Genomic DNA, 14,972 nt, shown 5'->3' with positions numbered 1-14,972 from the left:
CACACCTTTTGTACGTATTATGTGTAAATGGGGCAAAAAGAACTTGTGCCGATTGTCAATAAAGCTTACTTTTGTAAAGATTTTTTACAATTGTGACCAAAAAAACTGAAAATGAAAGCTACAAAGAAGCAACAGAAAGATATTCAGGATCTCCTGAGCACCATTACGAACAGTCTTCGTGCTTTCAGCCTGAAACTTACCGGTAACATGAACGATGCAGAAGATCTCTACCAGGATACTGCACTGCGGATCATGACAAACGCTGAAAAATATAACCCCGGGACCAATTTTAAGGCCTGGGCGGTTACTATTATGCGTAATATCTTCATCAACAACTACCGTAAGAAAGTTCGTCGTAACCTTATTATTGATCAAACCCCGAACAATTACTACATCAACAGCGGTAATAAAACCGTACTCAATGATGGTGAAAGTGAGGTTACTTTTAATGAACTTCAGGAGTTGGTAGATCGCCTGCCGGATGATTTCAGGGTTCCGTTCCTTATGGCTTACCAAGGCTACAAGTACGACGAAATCGCGGAGCAACTGGGCAGCCCGCTTGGTACCATCAAGTCGCGTATTTTCTTTGCGCGTAAAAAACTTCAGAAAATGTACGAAGAAGCTATGCGTGAGCGAAGCGTTGCTTAACTTTGTCTGGAAGAATAGATTCTGTCTAATGAAGACCCCTAAATGGTTATCACTTAGGGGTCTTCATGTGTTCAGACCGTACTGTTTGCACCTGGTCCTTTACTTTATAAGTGGCGACTTTTGTATTTGTTGTAACTTATATGCTAACTTTACGTTTTACCGTTACTATAGCAAGTTCTAAATTACCCATGTCTGATATTGTTGCCGTTTTTTGGGATTTCGAACACTTTCACCAAGCATTGATGCTTGACAAGCACGGACATTCTGGCCATAAAAAAGCTAATGGACGCCTTCAGCCGAAGATGGTGAATGTGGAAGCCGTCATGGATTTTGCACGATCCTTCGGACAAGTGTTGACCAATGAAGCTTTTGGAAACTGGCACTGGATGGCCCGTTACCAACAGCCACTCGCTCTGGAAGAGACGACTTTGTTTCACGTCTTTCCCGAAGATCAATACACCCCGGCTGATGTTTTTCCGCAAATGGTCGCCCGGGTCAAACGCTTCATTCAGGACAACGAGGACGTTACCAACGTAGTCCTCGTCGGAATGGATGATGATTGCGTTCAATTGGTCGAAGACCTGAAGAAGCTCGGGTGCCATGTCCATGGCCTCGGAACAGACTCTCTGAAGGATGATGTGCTCCGTGAAGTGTGCGACGAATTCAAAGATTATTACGAGTTGCCTGGAATTAAGCGGCCAAACGCTCCTTCCGGAAGTCGATCCCAGGATTTACCCAAGTTCTACCTGAGAGTTGCTGCACAGCAGGGCGTCAGGATGCCCCCGCCCAAAATCATGTGGATCGGGATAGATATCTACGCTTCTTTCCTCCGTGACTTCGGGCAGTTCCATTCCTTCAAGGAACTGGATGACGAGTGTTACAACCAGCTTTCGCAGGATGTACCCGGAGCTACCATGACCGAAGTTAAAAAAATCCGTCAGGTGCTCTTCAAGTGCTACCTCTTCAGGCCCAGTGAAGACGGGCTTATCAGCTTTCAGGAGGATATTCAAACCCTCGCCGATATCGAGGATTGTTACTTCGAACTGATGCTCAAGCGCATCGCGAATAACCTGCGTGAACCAACGGATTACTCCGCACTCAGTATCGCACTTACCGGTGCGGATGAATCTGCAGACCGCCTGAAGGCCTTACATGAAGAACTCAACAGTAAGCTCGAAGAAGAGCAGTAAGCTGGTGTTCAACCCCTGGAAGTGATGGCAAAACCCGCTTATTCCCTCCGGCTACGGTCGGAGGGAATAAGCGGGTTTATAATGAATCGGGGAAGCTGCGCCCTTTTCACAACCATCCTCTCGTCTTACACGTTCCTACCCAAACTCCCTAACGAACCATAATGGCAAAATTCAGCATCGACCTTCAGGCGGGCAAGGTAAAAGAAGATAAGACGGTAAGCTCAGTAGGGCAGACTATTGTTGGTATCGACCTTGGTACCACGAATAGCCTCGTTGCAATTGTTTCCGACGGAAAAGCAGAAGCCGTGGCCGGTGCAGACGGAAAGAACGTTCTGGTGCCGAGTATCGTGCACTTCGCCGACGACGGTACCGTTCTTGTGGGCGACGATGCCAAGCCTTACCTCACTACTGCTCCTGAGCGGACGATCTATTCTGTCAAGCGACTACTCGGTAAAAGTTACGGCGACCTGACGTCGGTCCAGAATCGCTTCGGCTACCGTATCATCGACGAAGACGAAGACCGTCTGGTAAAGATTGCCGTGCCGGGGCCAGGCGGTAAAGACAAATTCTACAGCCCGATTGAATTGTCGGCAGAAATACTGAAAGCGCTGAAAGCCCGGATCGAGGCAGAGATCGGAAACGAAGTAAGCCGGGCAGTGATTACCGTTCCTGCCTATTTCAACGACTCACAACGGCAGGCTACCCGCGATGCCGGCCGACTGGCCGGCCTGGATGTCCTTCGTATTGTCAACGAGCCAACGGCTTCCAGTCTAGCCTACGGCATCGGGCTGAAAGATGAGGATGAAGGGCGGACCATCGCTGTTTACGACCTCGGTGGCGGAACGTTCGATGTCTCCATCCTGCGCATCGAACTGGGCATCTTCGAGGTGCTTTCTACTAACGGAGATACCTTCCTCGGTGGTGATGACCTCGACCAGGCTATTGTTGACCACTGGATCAACGATAAAGCGCTGAAGATTGACTCTCCGGAAAAGCGTGGGGAGATCCGCCTTCTGGCCGAAGCCGCAAAGAAGCGTCTTTCTAATCAGGACAGTTTTACGGCAGAATTCCATGGTATTACGCTCTACCTCGATCGTGACCAGGCGAACGTCCTCTTTACCCCGCTCATCAAACGGACCCTGGCATCCTGCGGCCGCGCCCTGAAAGACGCTGAACTGACGACCGATGAAATCGATCACGTTATCATGGTTGGCGGCTCGACCCGCGTTCCGCTGGTGCAGAAGGAAGTTTCTGCTTTCTTCGGCAAGGATGTCAACAATACCCTCGACCCCGATCAGGTAGTGGCGCTTGGCGCCGCCATCCAGGCCGATGTCCTGGCAGGAAACCAGAAAGATGTGTTGCTGCTGGATATTACACCCCTCAGCCTCGGTATCGAAACGGTTGGTGGGCTGATGGACCCGATTATCGCTCGTAATTCCAAAGTTCCTACCCGCGTTGGCCGCAAGTACACCACTAGTGTGGACGGGCAGAAAAACCTGAAGGTTGCCGTCTACCAGGGTGAGCGCGATATGGTGAAAGACAACCGGAAACTCGGCGAATTCGTACTCGGCAATATCCCCCCGATGCCCGCTGGCATCCCCCAGATTGAGATTCAGTTCGGCCTCGACGCCGACGGTATCCTGCGGGTGAAAGCCATCGAGCACCGCAGCAACACCAGCCAGAGTGTTACCATCAAGAGCCAGTACGGCATCAGCGAAGAAGACATGGCGGAAATGCTGATCGACAGCCTCTCCAACGCCGAAACGGACATGAAAAACCGCGCGCTCGTAGAAGCCCGCAACGAGGCGAACAACGTACTGCTGAGCACCAAAAAGTTCCTTGAACAAAACGCTGACTGGCTGGAAGCCGACCAAGTGACGAGCATTGAAGGCTACGCCGAAAAACTCGCCACGGCCGTTGCCGGAGACGACAAAGACGCCATCAACCAACGTCTGGATGAGCTGAACCAATTCACCACGCCGCTCGCGCACGAGGCACTGGACCGGAATGTAGCGGCGGCGATTAAAGGCAACGAGGTGGAATAGGTTACGCCCGCGACGGCATTCGTCGCGATCAAGCCAGACGTCGCAAAGCCACCAAAGTTTAGCCGCCAGACTTGCCGTGAAAAAACGATACTATATTCTGTTTTTCCTTTTTCTGGCCTTCTTGCTCCGCGGCCAACTATTCCGCTTCTGCGTCAGCTACGAACCAGTGGGTACACGTTTATTTATTCCGTTAGACGAGATGGATGAAATAAGCAGGGGAGCAGCGGGCTGGGCAATTACGCACCCCGATGCCTCCGCTAAGGACATCATCGCCTTCGCCCGGCGAAAAACAGCGCAACATGCTTCCTTTGTGATGCGCACTACGTCTGGCAACCCGCGCGACGTGATGGCATCCGGACGGGCCAACTGCGTCGGCTACGCCCGTCTCTTCGCCGCCATCCTCGACCAGGCGGACACGAAAGGCCAGCTTGATCAGGAGATCCTGATCGGCCGGCTTACGGTCTTCGGGCAGTCGCTGCATGCTCTCACGAATGACCCCTTCTGGAGCGATCATGATTATAATAAGGTGGTGGATAAGATTTCGGGAGAGGTGTTCTTTCTGGACGCGACGTTATATGATTATTCAGGGGTGAAATTTGTTCGGTAGCCACGGCTTCAGCTGTTGGTTTGGCTTTTATTTTAGTCGGTTTTCTTCAATGTACATGGCACTCTCAAGTACCGATCTCCACTCTTTATCTAATCGGAAGACCAATTTGTCTTCTTTGAAGTATAAGGTGTCGCTGACTTCAGATAAGCCGTACTGTACGTTTATCCCCTGGAGAAAAACAGTGTCGTTTCTGAGTCGATAGGTGCCGTATTTGTCGTTTGAGGAAACCCAGCTGTGCTCTTTGCATTTTACCGTCATGTTTTCCCTGAGGTATAAATCAAAACCTTCTTCATTGTAATATCTGGCATGAAGCAGGATAGTGGGCGAATCTTTCAAAACCTTGTTTCCAATGCTTGCAACACAGAAAGTGCCAGTGAGTACCGGGAAAAGCAGATTGCCGAAGAGCGGCCATTTCCAGCCGTTCAGGAGGTTGATTACGGTCAGAAAAGCAATAGAGGGAAGTAATATTACAAGCAAGGGGAATAAGATCACCATGCTCAAATCACTTGTATCAAAGTACCAATTGTAAACCAGTGGGCTGGCGACAAATGGTGTGATAATCCCGAGCGAGATTGAAAAGAAGGTAGATATTTGTTCTCTGTCCATCGTAGTTCAGTTTTCCAAGCCAGCGGCTGAAGCCGCGGCTACTGTAAGGCCTGAATATTCCGCCAGTCAGAGTAATTCCATGATCGCCAATCCGCATAGGGCGGGTTTGGCCCTTTCCAGAGTTTCAATATCTCGGCTTCCGGGTGGTCGAGCAAGAGGAACGTATTGTCGTTAGGTAGGTAGCGCAGGTGCTCCCAGTCGATTTCTTCGCTGGTTTGGGTGCTCAGGTTTACCCGGGTGATTACGTTCGTCCAGTTCACGGCGGCGAAGAGCAGCAGGCAGAGCCAGGCGGCCATTCCGTTAGTGTGCAGCAGGTAAGTAAGGCTGAGTTTGTCGCGGACTTTCCGGAAGAGGGTGTACAAACCGAACAGAATCAGCAGCAGGACAAAGGCGATGTAAACCCGACCAAAAGCGAGGCCGTAGGCGTCGACATAGTGATAATTCCGAACGCCGACGGAGAGCGCCAGCAGAGCGTTCTGGGCCACCCAAAGTTTAGCCAGTGGCGCCAGCCAGGGCGTAACTTTCAGGAAATTGAGGTTGCCCCGGAAGTAATAGAGCACCACCAGAATCGCCAGTGCGATGGAGATTACGAGGTTCCAGGTTCCGGTGTGTACGTAGCTGCTCAGCGTGGCGGCCGAGAGTTCGCCGGTCTTGAGCCAGACGTAGCGCAGGTCGGTTGCATTCACGGCGGCCAGCAACAAATTGAGCAAGCCAAAGGTGAGGACGGCTTGCAGGTATTCACCCTTCAGGGCGAGCATTTTATGGGGGCGCGGTCGCAGGTGCCGTGTAGGGTAAAGAACATCGTTGTTAACCTGACTTTGCTCCTTGCGCTCCCGCATCAGTTTGTCCCGGAAGCCCGACTGTTGTTTCACCAGAAGTGAAGTGCCCGGACGCGGAAGCAAAAAACCAAGCGTAAGCACCGAGCCGAAGATGGTAAGGGCAATCATCCAGTAGGCGTCTACGCTCAGCGATAGATTGCTGAAGGCGTCAAAAAACAGCTCCAGCCCCGCCGCAAACTTATCGTTGCCGCCGGCGTAAAGCAACAGAAACGGTACCAATACGAAGGCTGGAACCAAGGCCTGCTTCAGCCAGGGTAGTGCCCGCGAGGTGGTTTTACGCGCTTTTTTACGGCGAAGGATACGCCAGCGCCGGAAGGCATTGACCGGTGCTTCCAACACCGCGGCTATACCCAGTAGAAGGCCAAACCAGATGAAGCGTAACTCCCGCGCCTGGGCAAAGCCCAGGACCAGAAAATACGTCAGGTGATGCGCAAAAATCGCCGCATTGCTATGGACGATCACGACACTGCCCGCCGCAAATAGTAAACCGCCAACCGACCACACGAACGCTTTGTGCTTCGCTAAATCAGGACGTACCCACAGCGACAAACCGATCAGGACAGCGTCGAAGAGAAACATATTCAACCCCGCCTCGGCGTGGAAGAAAAGGAAGGCATAAGTGAGGCCAAGGGCAAGGGAAGCCACCAGGGTTTTTAGAGAGGTTTTCATTGAATGGGGTTTTAGGTTAGTCAGGAAAATTCATACTGGAGAGAACGATCAAGCACCACACCAGGTAAGTAGTGTAGAGAAGCAGCAGTAGTCCAGATATCCCGCCGAGGATTTTTAATATTTGATAGTTCTTCATTTTTCAAAGTTGTTGGTCGTGAGTAAATTGAATCTGGTGATCGGTTTTTCAGAGGAATCGGCCTGGGCCGGGGGTGAAGGGCTAACGCATAGACTAGTTAGGCCGTGTTAAATCCCCACCCAACCCGTGAGCTTCGCTGCTGCCTTCGGCGGTCCCACGGGGGATGGGCTGGTGAAAACGCTACGCGTTTTGGGTTGCAAGCTCTTAGGTGGCGACTATGATCTCGAGCTAAAAGCTCAAAATAGAATCCTATGCGTCAGCCCTGCGGGGGGTAAGGCTGGTGCTAAGACAGTACCAGTTATTAATTGTCTACCAACCTGATGAATTCTTCCAGCTCGGCCAGGTGTGCTTCAAAGGCTTCTCTTCCTTCGGTGGTTGCTCGGTAAGAGGTCTTGGGTTTATCGTCGACAAACTTCTTCTCTACTTCGATCTGCTTCTCTTTGACCAGTGCTTTGAGGTGGCTGGCCAAAGAACCATCCGTTAGCTTCAGGGTGTCGCGGAGGGAGACAAAGTCGGCCCATTCGTTCACCATCAGGATGGCCATGATGCCCATCCGGCTGCGGTGGTTGAACAGCTTATTCAGTCCGCCGATAGATACTTTGGTTATAGTTGGAGCATTTTTCATTTCAGATCATATTTGCGGTACATCCAGATGCCGTAAGCGATATGCAGTACCCCGAAGCCTACGGCCCAGAAGTATAAACCGTACCCGATGAAAAAACAGGAGACCAGGCCGAGGGCGATTTCCATATAACCGAGCCAGGAGAGTTCCTCCCGTGCGTAGCCGCTGCCGTTGAGCAGGCTCAGCCCGTAGAAGATAAGCGTTGCCGGCCCGATGAAGCCGCCTTGCTCGTGGTAGATAAGCGCAAGACAGAATACACCTCCTACAGCGAGAGGAAAAAATAAGTGCCAGGCAAGTTTGTATGTTTTGGTATGAAACAGCTCCTGCCCCAGCCGCCTGGCCCGTCTCATCGTGAAGAAGTAGCCGCAGGCTACTGCGCCAAGCAGCACCCCCGCAGCCGTGACGACCAGAAAGGGTAGAGGCGCAATGCCCCAGGGATGATCTGACGTAAGATAAACCGAGCGGCTGATGAAGAGTAAACCTTCACCCGCAGACCAACGGTAAGCTACAACCAGTAAGCAGCCGGCAAGGGCAAACAATCCCGCTCCAACTCCGGAAAGACCACTCAAACCCATAAAATAACGACTCCGCTCCATAAGAGAGCGGATCTCACGGAGGTCACTAATGGGGGTGGCTATCGTCTTTGACATAGAGTGCTTTGAAATACAAAGCTAGTGGCGAAGAATGGGATTTGCAAGTAATTTTATGTTTATTGCTTCTTATTCGTGCGGACAGCCCCCGGAAGCGTTTGCAACTTCACCGCTTGCCTGTTCGTTCAACAAAAAATCACCCAAAGAAACCCAAATGACAAAGATCGATAAGGCCGAAGTGCTCGTCCGGAAAAACAAGCTGGAAGCTTGTAAAGTCTACCTCAAAGGAGAATTTGTAGGCATAGACTCAATCATTGACAGCCTTATCGATTATATCCAGATTTGGTACCTGATGCCCGAAATCTTAAGCCGACCGATCATTCTCAATCTTTGGGGAATGACCGGAGTCGGCAAAACTGACCTTGTACGCAAAATGGTCAAGTTTCTGGATTATCAGGACCGCTTTGCCGAGGTGGAACTGAGCAATACTTCCGGTGGGACCTGGGCGTCCAGTGTCTCCCAGATTCTGGCGGAGAACGACCTCAACGACGAACAACCAGGCATCGTACTCTTCGATGAGATTCAGCGATTCAATACTATCGACAACGACGGCAGCCCACTGCACAAGACTCAGTTTGCTGATTTCTGGGAACTCCTGAGCGACGGCCGTTTGAGCCGTAAGACCAAGCAGAACGTCGATAATTTTCTCTTCAATTACACTACTACCAAACAACAGAATGCAGCTGCCCGTAAACGCGGGGAAGAGGTCGAAGAACAGAAACTCGATCCATGGTCTGCTAAGCGCTTGCGTAAATCTTTCAACTTAGACATGTCCGTAGCTGAGCTCACCCGCCTGAATGAAGACGAGCTCATTGAATTGATTCTGGAAGTAAAACGACGCAAGAAGATTTACGAACCAGTTAACCATTCCAAAACGTTGATCATCATCTCCGGCAACCTCGATGAAGCCTTCAGTATGGCTTCGCATACGAGCGAAACGGACATCGACGCCGATATCTACCACGCTTTTACTAAGAAGATTACGGTAGTAGACATCAAGAATGCGCTCTCCCGGAAGTTTTACCCCGAGCAGGTCGCCCGCTTTGGTAACATCCACCTCATTTACACTTCTTTGCGGCGCAAAGATTTCGAAGAGCTGATCGAAAAAGAAGTCGCGAGGGTCAAAGAGGACGTGTTCCGCAAAATTGGCATCAAGGTCAACGTCACAAAAAAGCTCAACGAGCTGATTTACCGCAACGGGGTGTTCTCAGTGCAGGGCGTTCGCCCTGTTTTCAGTTCCGTAATCGATATTCTGGAGTCTAACCTGAGTCAATTTATGTTCGAGGCCATCATGAAGGATGAGGACGAAATCACTGTTGACTACGACGACGAAGCCCTGGCGATCCTGGCTTCCTTTGGAAGCCACAAGATTACGATCCCCTACGTCGGCCGTATCGATAGCATCCGCCGGAGCAATCAGGAGGATGTGGTAGCGAATATTTCCGTCCATGAGTCTGGCCACGCCGTGGCATACATGCACCTGATGGGGCTGGTGCCGCTACAACTGAAGAGCAAAATCGCGAGCAGCCAGGCGGGAGGTTTTACTTTCTCTCACCAACTGCACCTGACAAAAGAAAACATTCTCAAAAAAATCAGGATTTACCTTGCTGGCGGTATCGCCGAGGAAATAATATTTGGCGCTGAAAAAGCTTCGACCGGCCGCAGTAACGACAGGGAGGAGGCAACAACGTTAGCCATCGAATTTGTACGGCGTTTCGGGTTCAACGAACGCTTCCAATCGGTGGTCAACCTGCAGGCCAGCCACCTCACGATGGATATGAAGGATACCGACGCTGCGGTGGAAGCAATGATGGTCCGACTGGTACAGGAAACCCGCGATCTGCTCGCTCAGCATTTACCCCTGTTGAAGGCACTAAGCAAAGAGCTTACGGCTAAAGGTATCATTGAGGCTCCCCAAATGGTATCCATAGCCAAAGAACATGGTTTGGAGGTTTCCATCCAGGAGGAAGGTTTCCTCAACGTTGATGGGTACTATGATTTGCTGCATAAGTAAAACGTGTGCTGCCGCACCCCACTTGTGCTATTCTCCCCGGCCGGCATCGATCGCCTCTTACCATTGGCAACTGAGTCCGATCCCAAGGTCTAAGCCGGCGGCGGAGACGCCGCTGCCGAAGGTCCGGTAATGCCGGTCCAGCAGGTTCTCTCCTTTTATGCGGAAGGTAAAGTGATCGTTGAGTCGGTACTCAGCGTACAGGTTTGCCGTCCACCAACTGTAGACTCCCGTGTAGTTGAACTGACCGTCGCTGGCCAGAGGAGTCAGTTCAAGATTGTCTGCTGTTCCGGAACGGTCCAGGATGTACCCGTCGGCCAGGTTTCCGGAGATTTCACCCACGGCGTAGTCTTTGACTTCTTTGGCGAACTGGTAACGGAGCCGGAAACTCAGGTCCCAGGGGCCACGGGCCCAGCCGACCCCTGTATTCCCGTATGGCGGGGGAATGTGGTCCTGGGGCAGGGTTAGTACGTTTCCGTCCGGAGCAAGCTGGTCGCGGCGGCCGCGGACAAAGTGGAAGGCGGTCTCGATCCACCAGTTGGTGATGAACTTCAGCGAGGCATCGACGTCGAAACCATAGACCTTAGCACGCTCGGCGTTTACGTTCGTCTGAACAAAAAGTGTATCTCCCCGACTCACAAAGGACCGGCTCCCGTCGGGTAACGTACCGTCACGGCGTATGATGGCGTCGCTGAGCCAGGTATGGTACACCGTAGCACCCGCCCGGAAGGCATTGTCCGCCGACACGTATTGGTATCCCGCCTCCAGGGTATTCGACCGTTCGGGCTGCAGGGCGGGGTTGGGAACCTGAATGAAACCATTGCTTTCGCGGAACTTGGCGAAATCGTCGATGTTCGGTGCCCTGAATCCCTGAGCGAACAGCGTCCGCAGGCGATGGTTGCCGGTATCGTGGATCAGGCCGAGCGTACCGGTAACCGCGCTTTCGGTATTGCTGATGCCCGCGAGGTAGGCCTCGGGCCAGGCAACGGGGTCGTCCGCCCCGAAGCGGGCGTTGAGGCGCTGCCGGCTCCAACGCACACCTCCGCGCAGCTGGAGGTTTGCTCCCAATTGCTGGCTGGCCTCAGCGTACAACCCGCCCGAGAGAAGACTGCTTCCGGCGCTGGGGTAGCGGCTATTCTGGCCAACAGTCGTGATGTCTCCTGTCTCGATGTTCCGCAGGAAAGTTTCGCTCTTTACCTGATCGTACCGCAGATCGAAACCATAATGAAAGGTTAGCTCGTTGAGGGCTTTGGTGAAATCGGTTTGCAGGTTTGTAGCATGAACATCAACGAGGCTGTTTTCTTCCTGCGGGTCTCCGAACGGACGCTGTATACGGTCTTCCTGAATAAATTGATGACTGATCAGATAGGTGGCAATATCATAGATTTTTGTAGCCCTGCGGTCGCTCAGTTGGAGGGAAGCCAGCGCCCGGGCCTGCGGCCCGTAATCCCAGCGGGCCCAGCGGAGCTGGTCGTTGCGGCGCTCAGTCAGGGCGTCGTAACGGGGGATGTCGGAGGTGGTGGAGTACTGGAGGTTGGCGTTGAGCTCTAACTCGTTTTTCAGGCGAAAGCGGAGTTTTTGGAGGAAATTGTACTGGTTGTATCCGGTGCCGATCTGTTCGTTGGGCCGTTCGTTTCGCAGTATCCGGTCCTGGCCGTCGATCCTGCTGACGTATTCGTTCCGGAGACCAAAGGCGGGGTATTCAGAGGGTCTTTGGGCGCCGGCGCGCAGGTCCGAGGTGAAGCTCGTTGAGAGCAAGGTGAGCGCGGCAAAGTTGCGGCGGCTATATTCGATTCTTACTCCCTGGCTAAATGCCTTAGCCGCTGAACTTACCGACATTGCTCCCTGAACTCCCCACTTTGCATCCTGCGTTCCCGCATGGAAATCGGGTTGCTGTGTCCTGAAGTGAACCACTCCACCTATCGCATCGCTGCCGTAGGCCAGCGCACCGGCTCCGTATATCAGTTCCAATCGGTCCAGGGCCAGTGGATCAACCGAGATGGCGTTCTGGAGGTGGCCGTTCCGGAAAATAGCGTTGTTCATCCGCACACCGTCAACCACCAGCAAAACCCGGTTGGCCTCAAAGCCGCGCACAATCGGGCTACCTCCCCCGAATTGAGATTTTTGTACGAAAACTCCGCTTAGGTCAGCCAGTGCATCGGCGGTGGTCAGCGATTGCGCTTTGGCGATCACGGAGCGTCCGATGGCTTCGGTTTGGTAGGGCATGTCCCTGGCTGTCTCGTTTCGCCGGCCAATCACTTCCGGCATGGCAAGCGTGATTTGGGTATCATCGAAAGCGTACACAAAGCCCGCAAATTGCAGGTCCCGGTACATCGCCAGTACGTCTTCGTAGCCCAGGTAACTGATCCGGAATACCTGCTCGGGAGCAAAATCATCCTTCAGGATCACCCGACCTTCTTCATCAGCAGGGCCAATACTGATTTCTTCAGGGTAAAGGAGGACATTGGCGAAGGGCAATGCCACCCCGGCAGCATCTGTAATGCGGAGGGTATCCTGAGCTACGCTGGCCGCAGTGTAAAAGAAAATAACCGTAAGCAAAATGCCAAGTGCCCTATAATTCACGGGAAAGTATTTAATCATCAAGTTCCCCTTCCATAAGCAGGTAGCCCAGGGTCAGCCAATTATTAGCCGGGGTAATGGATTACCGGACAAGGCTAAACTGGCCCTCCCGAACGATAACTGCGTCCGAGTCGGTAAACCTGAAGACCATCCGGTACAGGTAAAGATCGGAATTTTGCGGCGAACCGTCTACAGTGCCGTCCCAGGCTTGTTCGTAGTTGGTACTTTCAAATACGGGCTGACCCCAACGGTTAAATATCATCAGGGTGTAATCCTCCGCCGGGCAGTCAGAATATAAACGAAATTCATCATTGACGTTGTCTCCGTTAGGAGTGATCAGTTCGGGGATTTCGCCGTCACAGTCACAAAATTCAGCAACAGGCCCGGTGTAGATCAGGACTACAGAATCCCCGCATTCACTGAAAACCGTGACGGGAATGTCGGTCTCGAACGCAGCAGGAAGGGTACGTGGATTATCTGTATTCCCGTCATCGTAACGGACGGATGCGATGGCCAGCGTGCCATCATCGTTGGTCACCTCGAGGGTGATGTCTCTACCGTTGCAGATTTCGCCGTCGGCGGTAACGTTGAGTTCTGGCCGGAAGCGGTCGTCTTCGGGAAAGTCGAGGATGAGAGGGTACTCGATCTGGCCACAGTTTTCGTAGGTTACTTCAATTCGGTACTGCTGCCCGTCCTCTGGTTTGTCGAGGCTCACCGTATCTGATGCGGATAAGAACTCATCGACCAGAATTTCGGTGCCCAGGGGATTGGTCTCGTAAAGCGAAACCTTCACGCCGCTGAATGCGGCGTCAACATCAAGGTCTACGACGCACCGGAAGCCGGCACACCCAAGGTCGTCTTCTCCGATAACCACAGCGTTGATCCCTGTCTGCTCGTAGGTTACGGTCTGACAGTCCACCACGGGAAAGCAGTCTCCGGTCACGGTGACGCAGTAAGTTCCGGCGGCAGAGACGACGGTTGTCGCCGTAGTGTCACCCGTTGTCCAGGAGTAATTCGTCCCTGAATCTCTGGCGGTGAGTGTCAGTACTTCATCGTCGCAGGCAGCGAGGAAGGTGGTGTCCAGGCGGATCGTATCCGGCGACGGCTCAACGGCGAAGATGGCGTCTACAAACTGGGGGAGGTGCTGGCTCAAAAAGTCAGCCCCGTCCGCTACCGGCAGGTCGATGATGAAACGGTTTACCATTGGGTTTTCTCCGGAGACACAGGTGATCTCGCTCAGGCCGTAGCGGGTGAGGGTTCCAGGGTCGAAGGTTTGCTCCAAGAAGTAAATGTTGCCGTTCGGGCCAATCTGGAAATTAGCGGTAAGAAACACGGGCTCCCCGGTGCTAAGGTTTACGCGATCCAGTACCAGGGGCGGTTCATTGAGGTCGCGAAGGTCATACCGTACGATTACCTCTCCGATCACCGCGCGGGTTTCTGTAGTGTAGAGGAAGCGACTATCCGGAGTAAAGCACGTAATCTGATTTGAAACCCCGGGGATGTCAGCGGGGTCGGATGCGATAGCACCCGTTTCGTTGTCGAAGCTGTAAAGCTTGCGGTCGTTGAACATAAACAGGCCGTTCGGGGAGAATTTGATCTTTCCGGAAACCCTGCTTGTCGGGTATTCCACGGGAGTGCCGGTACCCGCCGCCGTCAGGGGAACGACGATGAATTTCGAATCGCCCTGATCGTTGTTATGGCAGATGATCCAATAGCCGGAACCATCAGCCATTGGTGTGGCATCGAGTGCTTCGTAGGCCGGGACTACAACGCGTTGATCTGCCGTACGGACGCCGCCCAGGCCTCCGTTGAGGTTCATGTCGATGATGAAATAGGACAGTCCGCGCCCGAGTGGCTGACCGGGGATGGCTCCTCCAACGTTGAACTCGGCTTCTTCCATCGTGAAGAGGTAGTATACGCCGTCTTCGCCGGCAGGGTCGGGCATCGCGATCGAGCTCTGGCGGGCGCTGTAGCCTCCGCCTTCTTCGCCCCGCATGTCATACATTACTTCGTGGTTGCGGTTCCAGATGATGCCCGGGTTGGGTTGAAGTTCGTCGGGCAAAATCGGGTCCGCCGGCTGGCCACCACCGTTGGTGTAAAACAGCAGTTGACCGGAGTCGTCACTCATGGATACGATACCCTCGAAGGCTTCCATCGCGGAAGGTGGGTTCAGTACCGGCGTGCCTCCCACGAAACTTACGGAGAGCTCATCGCCAAAATGCCAGTTGTTGGCTTGCTCAACCTGAGCGGTTAGCGTTGCCGACACAAGGCATAGCAGCACTACGAGTGATTGTGAAATTTTCATGAATACTATTCTTGGGATATACTATGATTCAACGGGTTGGTTGCGACTAATCTCAACCGAAATA

11 protein-coding genes are annotated in these 14,972 nt (G+C 52.8%); 5 read left to right on the top strand and 6 right to left on the bottom strand.

Annotated features, from left to right (window positions below):
• Positions 1-111 precede the first annotated feature (111 nt).
• The 4 genes from FUA23_RS12710 (at position 112) to FUA23_RS12695 (ending at position 4,490) form a co-directional block, all read left to right on the top strand.
• Positions 112-648 (top strand): RNA polymerase sigma factor, encoded by a 537-nt coding sequence (locus tag FUA23_RS12710; protein ID WP_147931121.1) that lies wholly within the window; start codon positions 112-114, stop codon positions 646-648.
• A gap of 188 nt (positions 649-836) precedes the next feature.
• Positions 837-1,838, top strand: a complete 1,002-nt coding sequence (locus FUA23_RS12705; protein WP_187271007.1) for an NYN domain-containing protein — start codon at positions 837-839, stop codon at positions 1,836-1,838.
• A 161-nt stretch (positions 1,839-1,999) separates the two neighbouring features.
• Positions 2,000-3,883, top strand: coding sequence for a Fe-S protein assembly chaperone HscA (hscA, locus tag FUA23_RS12700; RefSeq protein WP_147931119.1), 1,884 nt, complete (start codon positions 2,000-2,002; stop codon positions 3,881-3,883).
• Positions 3,884-3,959: 76 nt separating this feature from the next.
• On the top strand, positions 3,960-4,490 hold the full coding sequence (locus FUA23_RS12695; protein WP_147931118.1) for a hypothetical protein: 531 nt from the start codon (positions 3,960-3,962) through the stop codon (positions 4,488-4,490).
• A gap of 27 nt (positions 4,491-4,517) precedes the next feature.
• Here FUA23_RS12695 and FUA23_RS12690 read toward each other — a convergent pair whose 3' ends face one another.
• The 4 genes from FUA23_RS12690 to FUA23_RS12675 form a co-directional block, all read right to left on the bottom strand.
• Positions 4,518-5,096, bottom strand: a complete 579-nt coding sequence (locus tag FUA23_RS12690) for a hypothetical protein (protein ID WP_147931117.1) — start codon at positions 5,094-5,096, stop codon at positions 4,518-4,520.
• Between the two features lie 38 nt (positions 5,097-5,134).
• Positions 5,135-6,604: a DUF4153 domain-containing protein gene (locus tag FUA23_RS12685; RefSeq protein WP_147931116.1), complete on the bottom strand. Its 1,470-nt coding sequence runs from the start codon at positions 6,602-6,604 to the stop codon at positions 5,135-5,137.
• A gap of 437 nt (positions 6,605-7,041) precedes the next feature.
• Positions 7,042-7,365, bottom strand: a complete 324-nt coding sequence (locus tag FUA23_RS12680) for a winged helix-turn-helix domain-containing protein (protein ID WP_147931115.1) — start codon at positions 7,363-7,365, stop codon at positions 7,042-7,044.
• Entirely contained in the window at positions 7,362-8,012 is a 651-nt protein-coding gene (locus FUA23_RS12675; RefSeq protein ID WP_147931114.1) for a hypothetical protein, read from the bottom strand. The genes FUA23_RS12680 and FUA23_RS12675 overlap by 4 nt, the downstream gene beginning before the upstream one ends.
• A gap of 154 nt (positions 8,013-8,166) precedes the next feature.
• Between FUA23_RS12675 and FUA23_RS12670 the strand changes: the two genes are divergently transcribed.
• Positions 8,167-10,026, top strand: a complete 1,860-nt coding sequence (locus tag FUA23_RS12670) for an AAA family ATPase (protein WP_147931113.1) — start codon at positions 8,167-8,169, stop codon at positions 10,024-10,026.
• 57 nt (positions 10,027-10,083) lie between these two features.
• Here the strand turns inward: FUA23_RS12670 and FUA23_RS12665 are convergent, their stop codons facing one another.
• Positions 10,084-12,606 (bottom strand): TonB-dependent receptor plug domain-containing protein, encoded by a 2,523-nt coding sequence (locus FUA23_RS12665; RefSeq protein WP_187271006.1) that lies wholly within the window; start codon positions 12,604-12,606, stop codon positions 10,084-10,086.
• Between the two features lie 79 nt (positions 12,607-12,685).
• Positions 12,686-14,908, bottom strand: coding sequence for a gliding motility-associated C-terminal domain-containing protein (locus FUA23_RS12660; RefSeq protein WP_147931111.1), 2,223 nt, complete (start codon positions 14,906-14,908; stop codon positions 12,686-12,688).
• Positions 14,909-14,972: the final 64 nt, after the last annotated feature.

This window comes from Neolewinella aurantiaca, assembly GCF_008014675.1.
GTDB classification, from domain to species: Bacteria; Bacteroidota; Bacteroidia; order Chitinophagales; family Saprospiraceae; genus Neolewinella; species Neolewinella aurantiaca.
Note: the sequence above shows the minus strand (reverse complement) of the source record. Positions and strands in the feature narration are given on the sequence as shown.

Coding starts and splice junctions, on each gene's coding strand:
- FUA23_RS12680 (WP_147931115.1), bottom strand. CDS start 7,365: ATGAAAAATGCTCCAACTATAACCAAAGTATCTATCGGCGGACTGAAT.
- FUA23_RS12705 (WP_187271007.1), top strand. CDS start 837: ATGTCTGATATTGTTGCCGTTTTTTGGGATTTCGAACACTTTCACCAA.
- FUA23_RS12710 (WP_147931121.1), top strand. CDS start 112: ATGAAAGCTACAAAGAAGCAACAGAAAGATATTCAGGATCTCCTGAGC.
- FUA23_RS12675 (WP_147931114.1), bottom strand. CDS start 8,012: ATGTCAAAGACGATAGCCACCCCCATTAGTGACCTCCGTGAGATCCGC.
- FUA23_RS12670 (WP_147931113.1), top strand. CDS start 8,167: ATGACAAAGATCGATAAGGCCGAAGTGCTCGTCCGGAAAAACAAGCTG.
- FUA23_RS12690 (WP_147931117.1), bottom strand. CDS start 5,096: ATGGACAGAGAACAAATATCTACCTTCTTTTCAATCTCGCTCGGGATT.
- hscA (WP_147931119.1), top strand. CDS start 2,000: ATGGCAAAATTCAGCATCGACCTTCAGGCGGGCAAGGTAAAAGAAGAT.
- FUA23_RS12685 (WP_147931116.1), bottom strand. CDS start 6,604: ATGAAAACCTCTCTAAAAACCCTGGTGGCTTCCCTTGCCCTTGGCCTC.
- FUA23_RS12660 (WP_147931111.1), bottom strand. CDS start 14,908: ATGAAAATTTCACAATCACTCGTAGTGCTGCTATGCCTTGTGTCGGCA.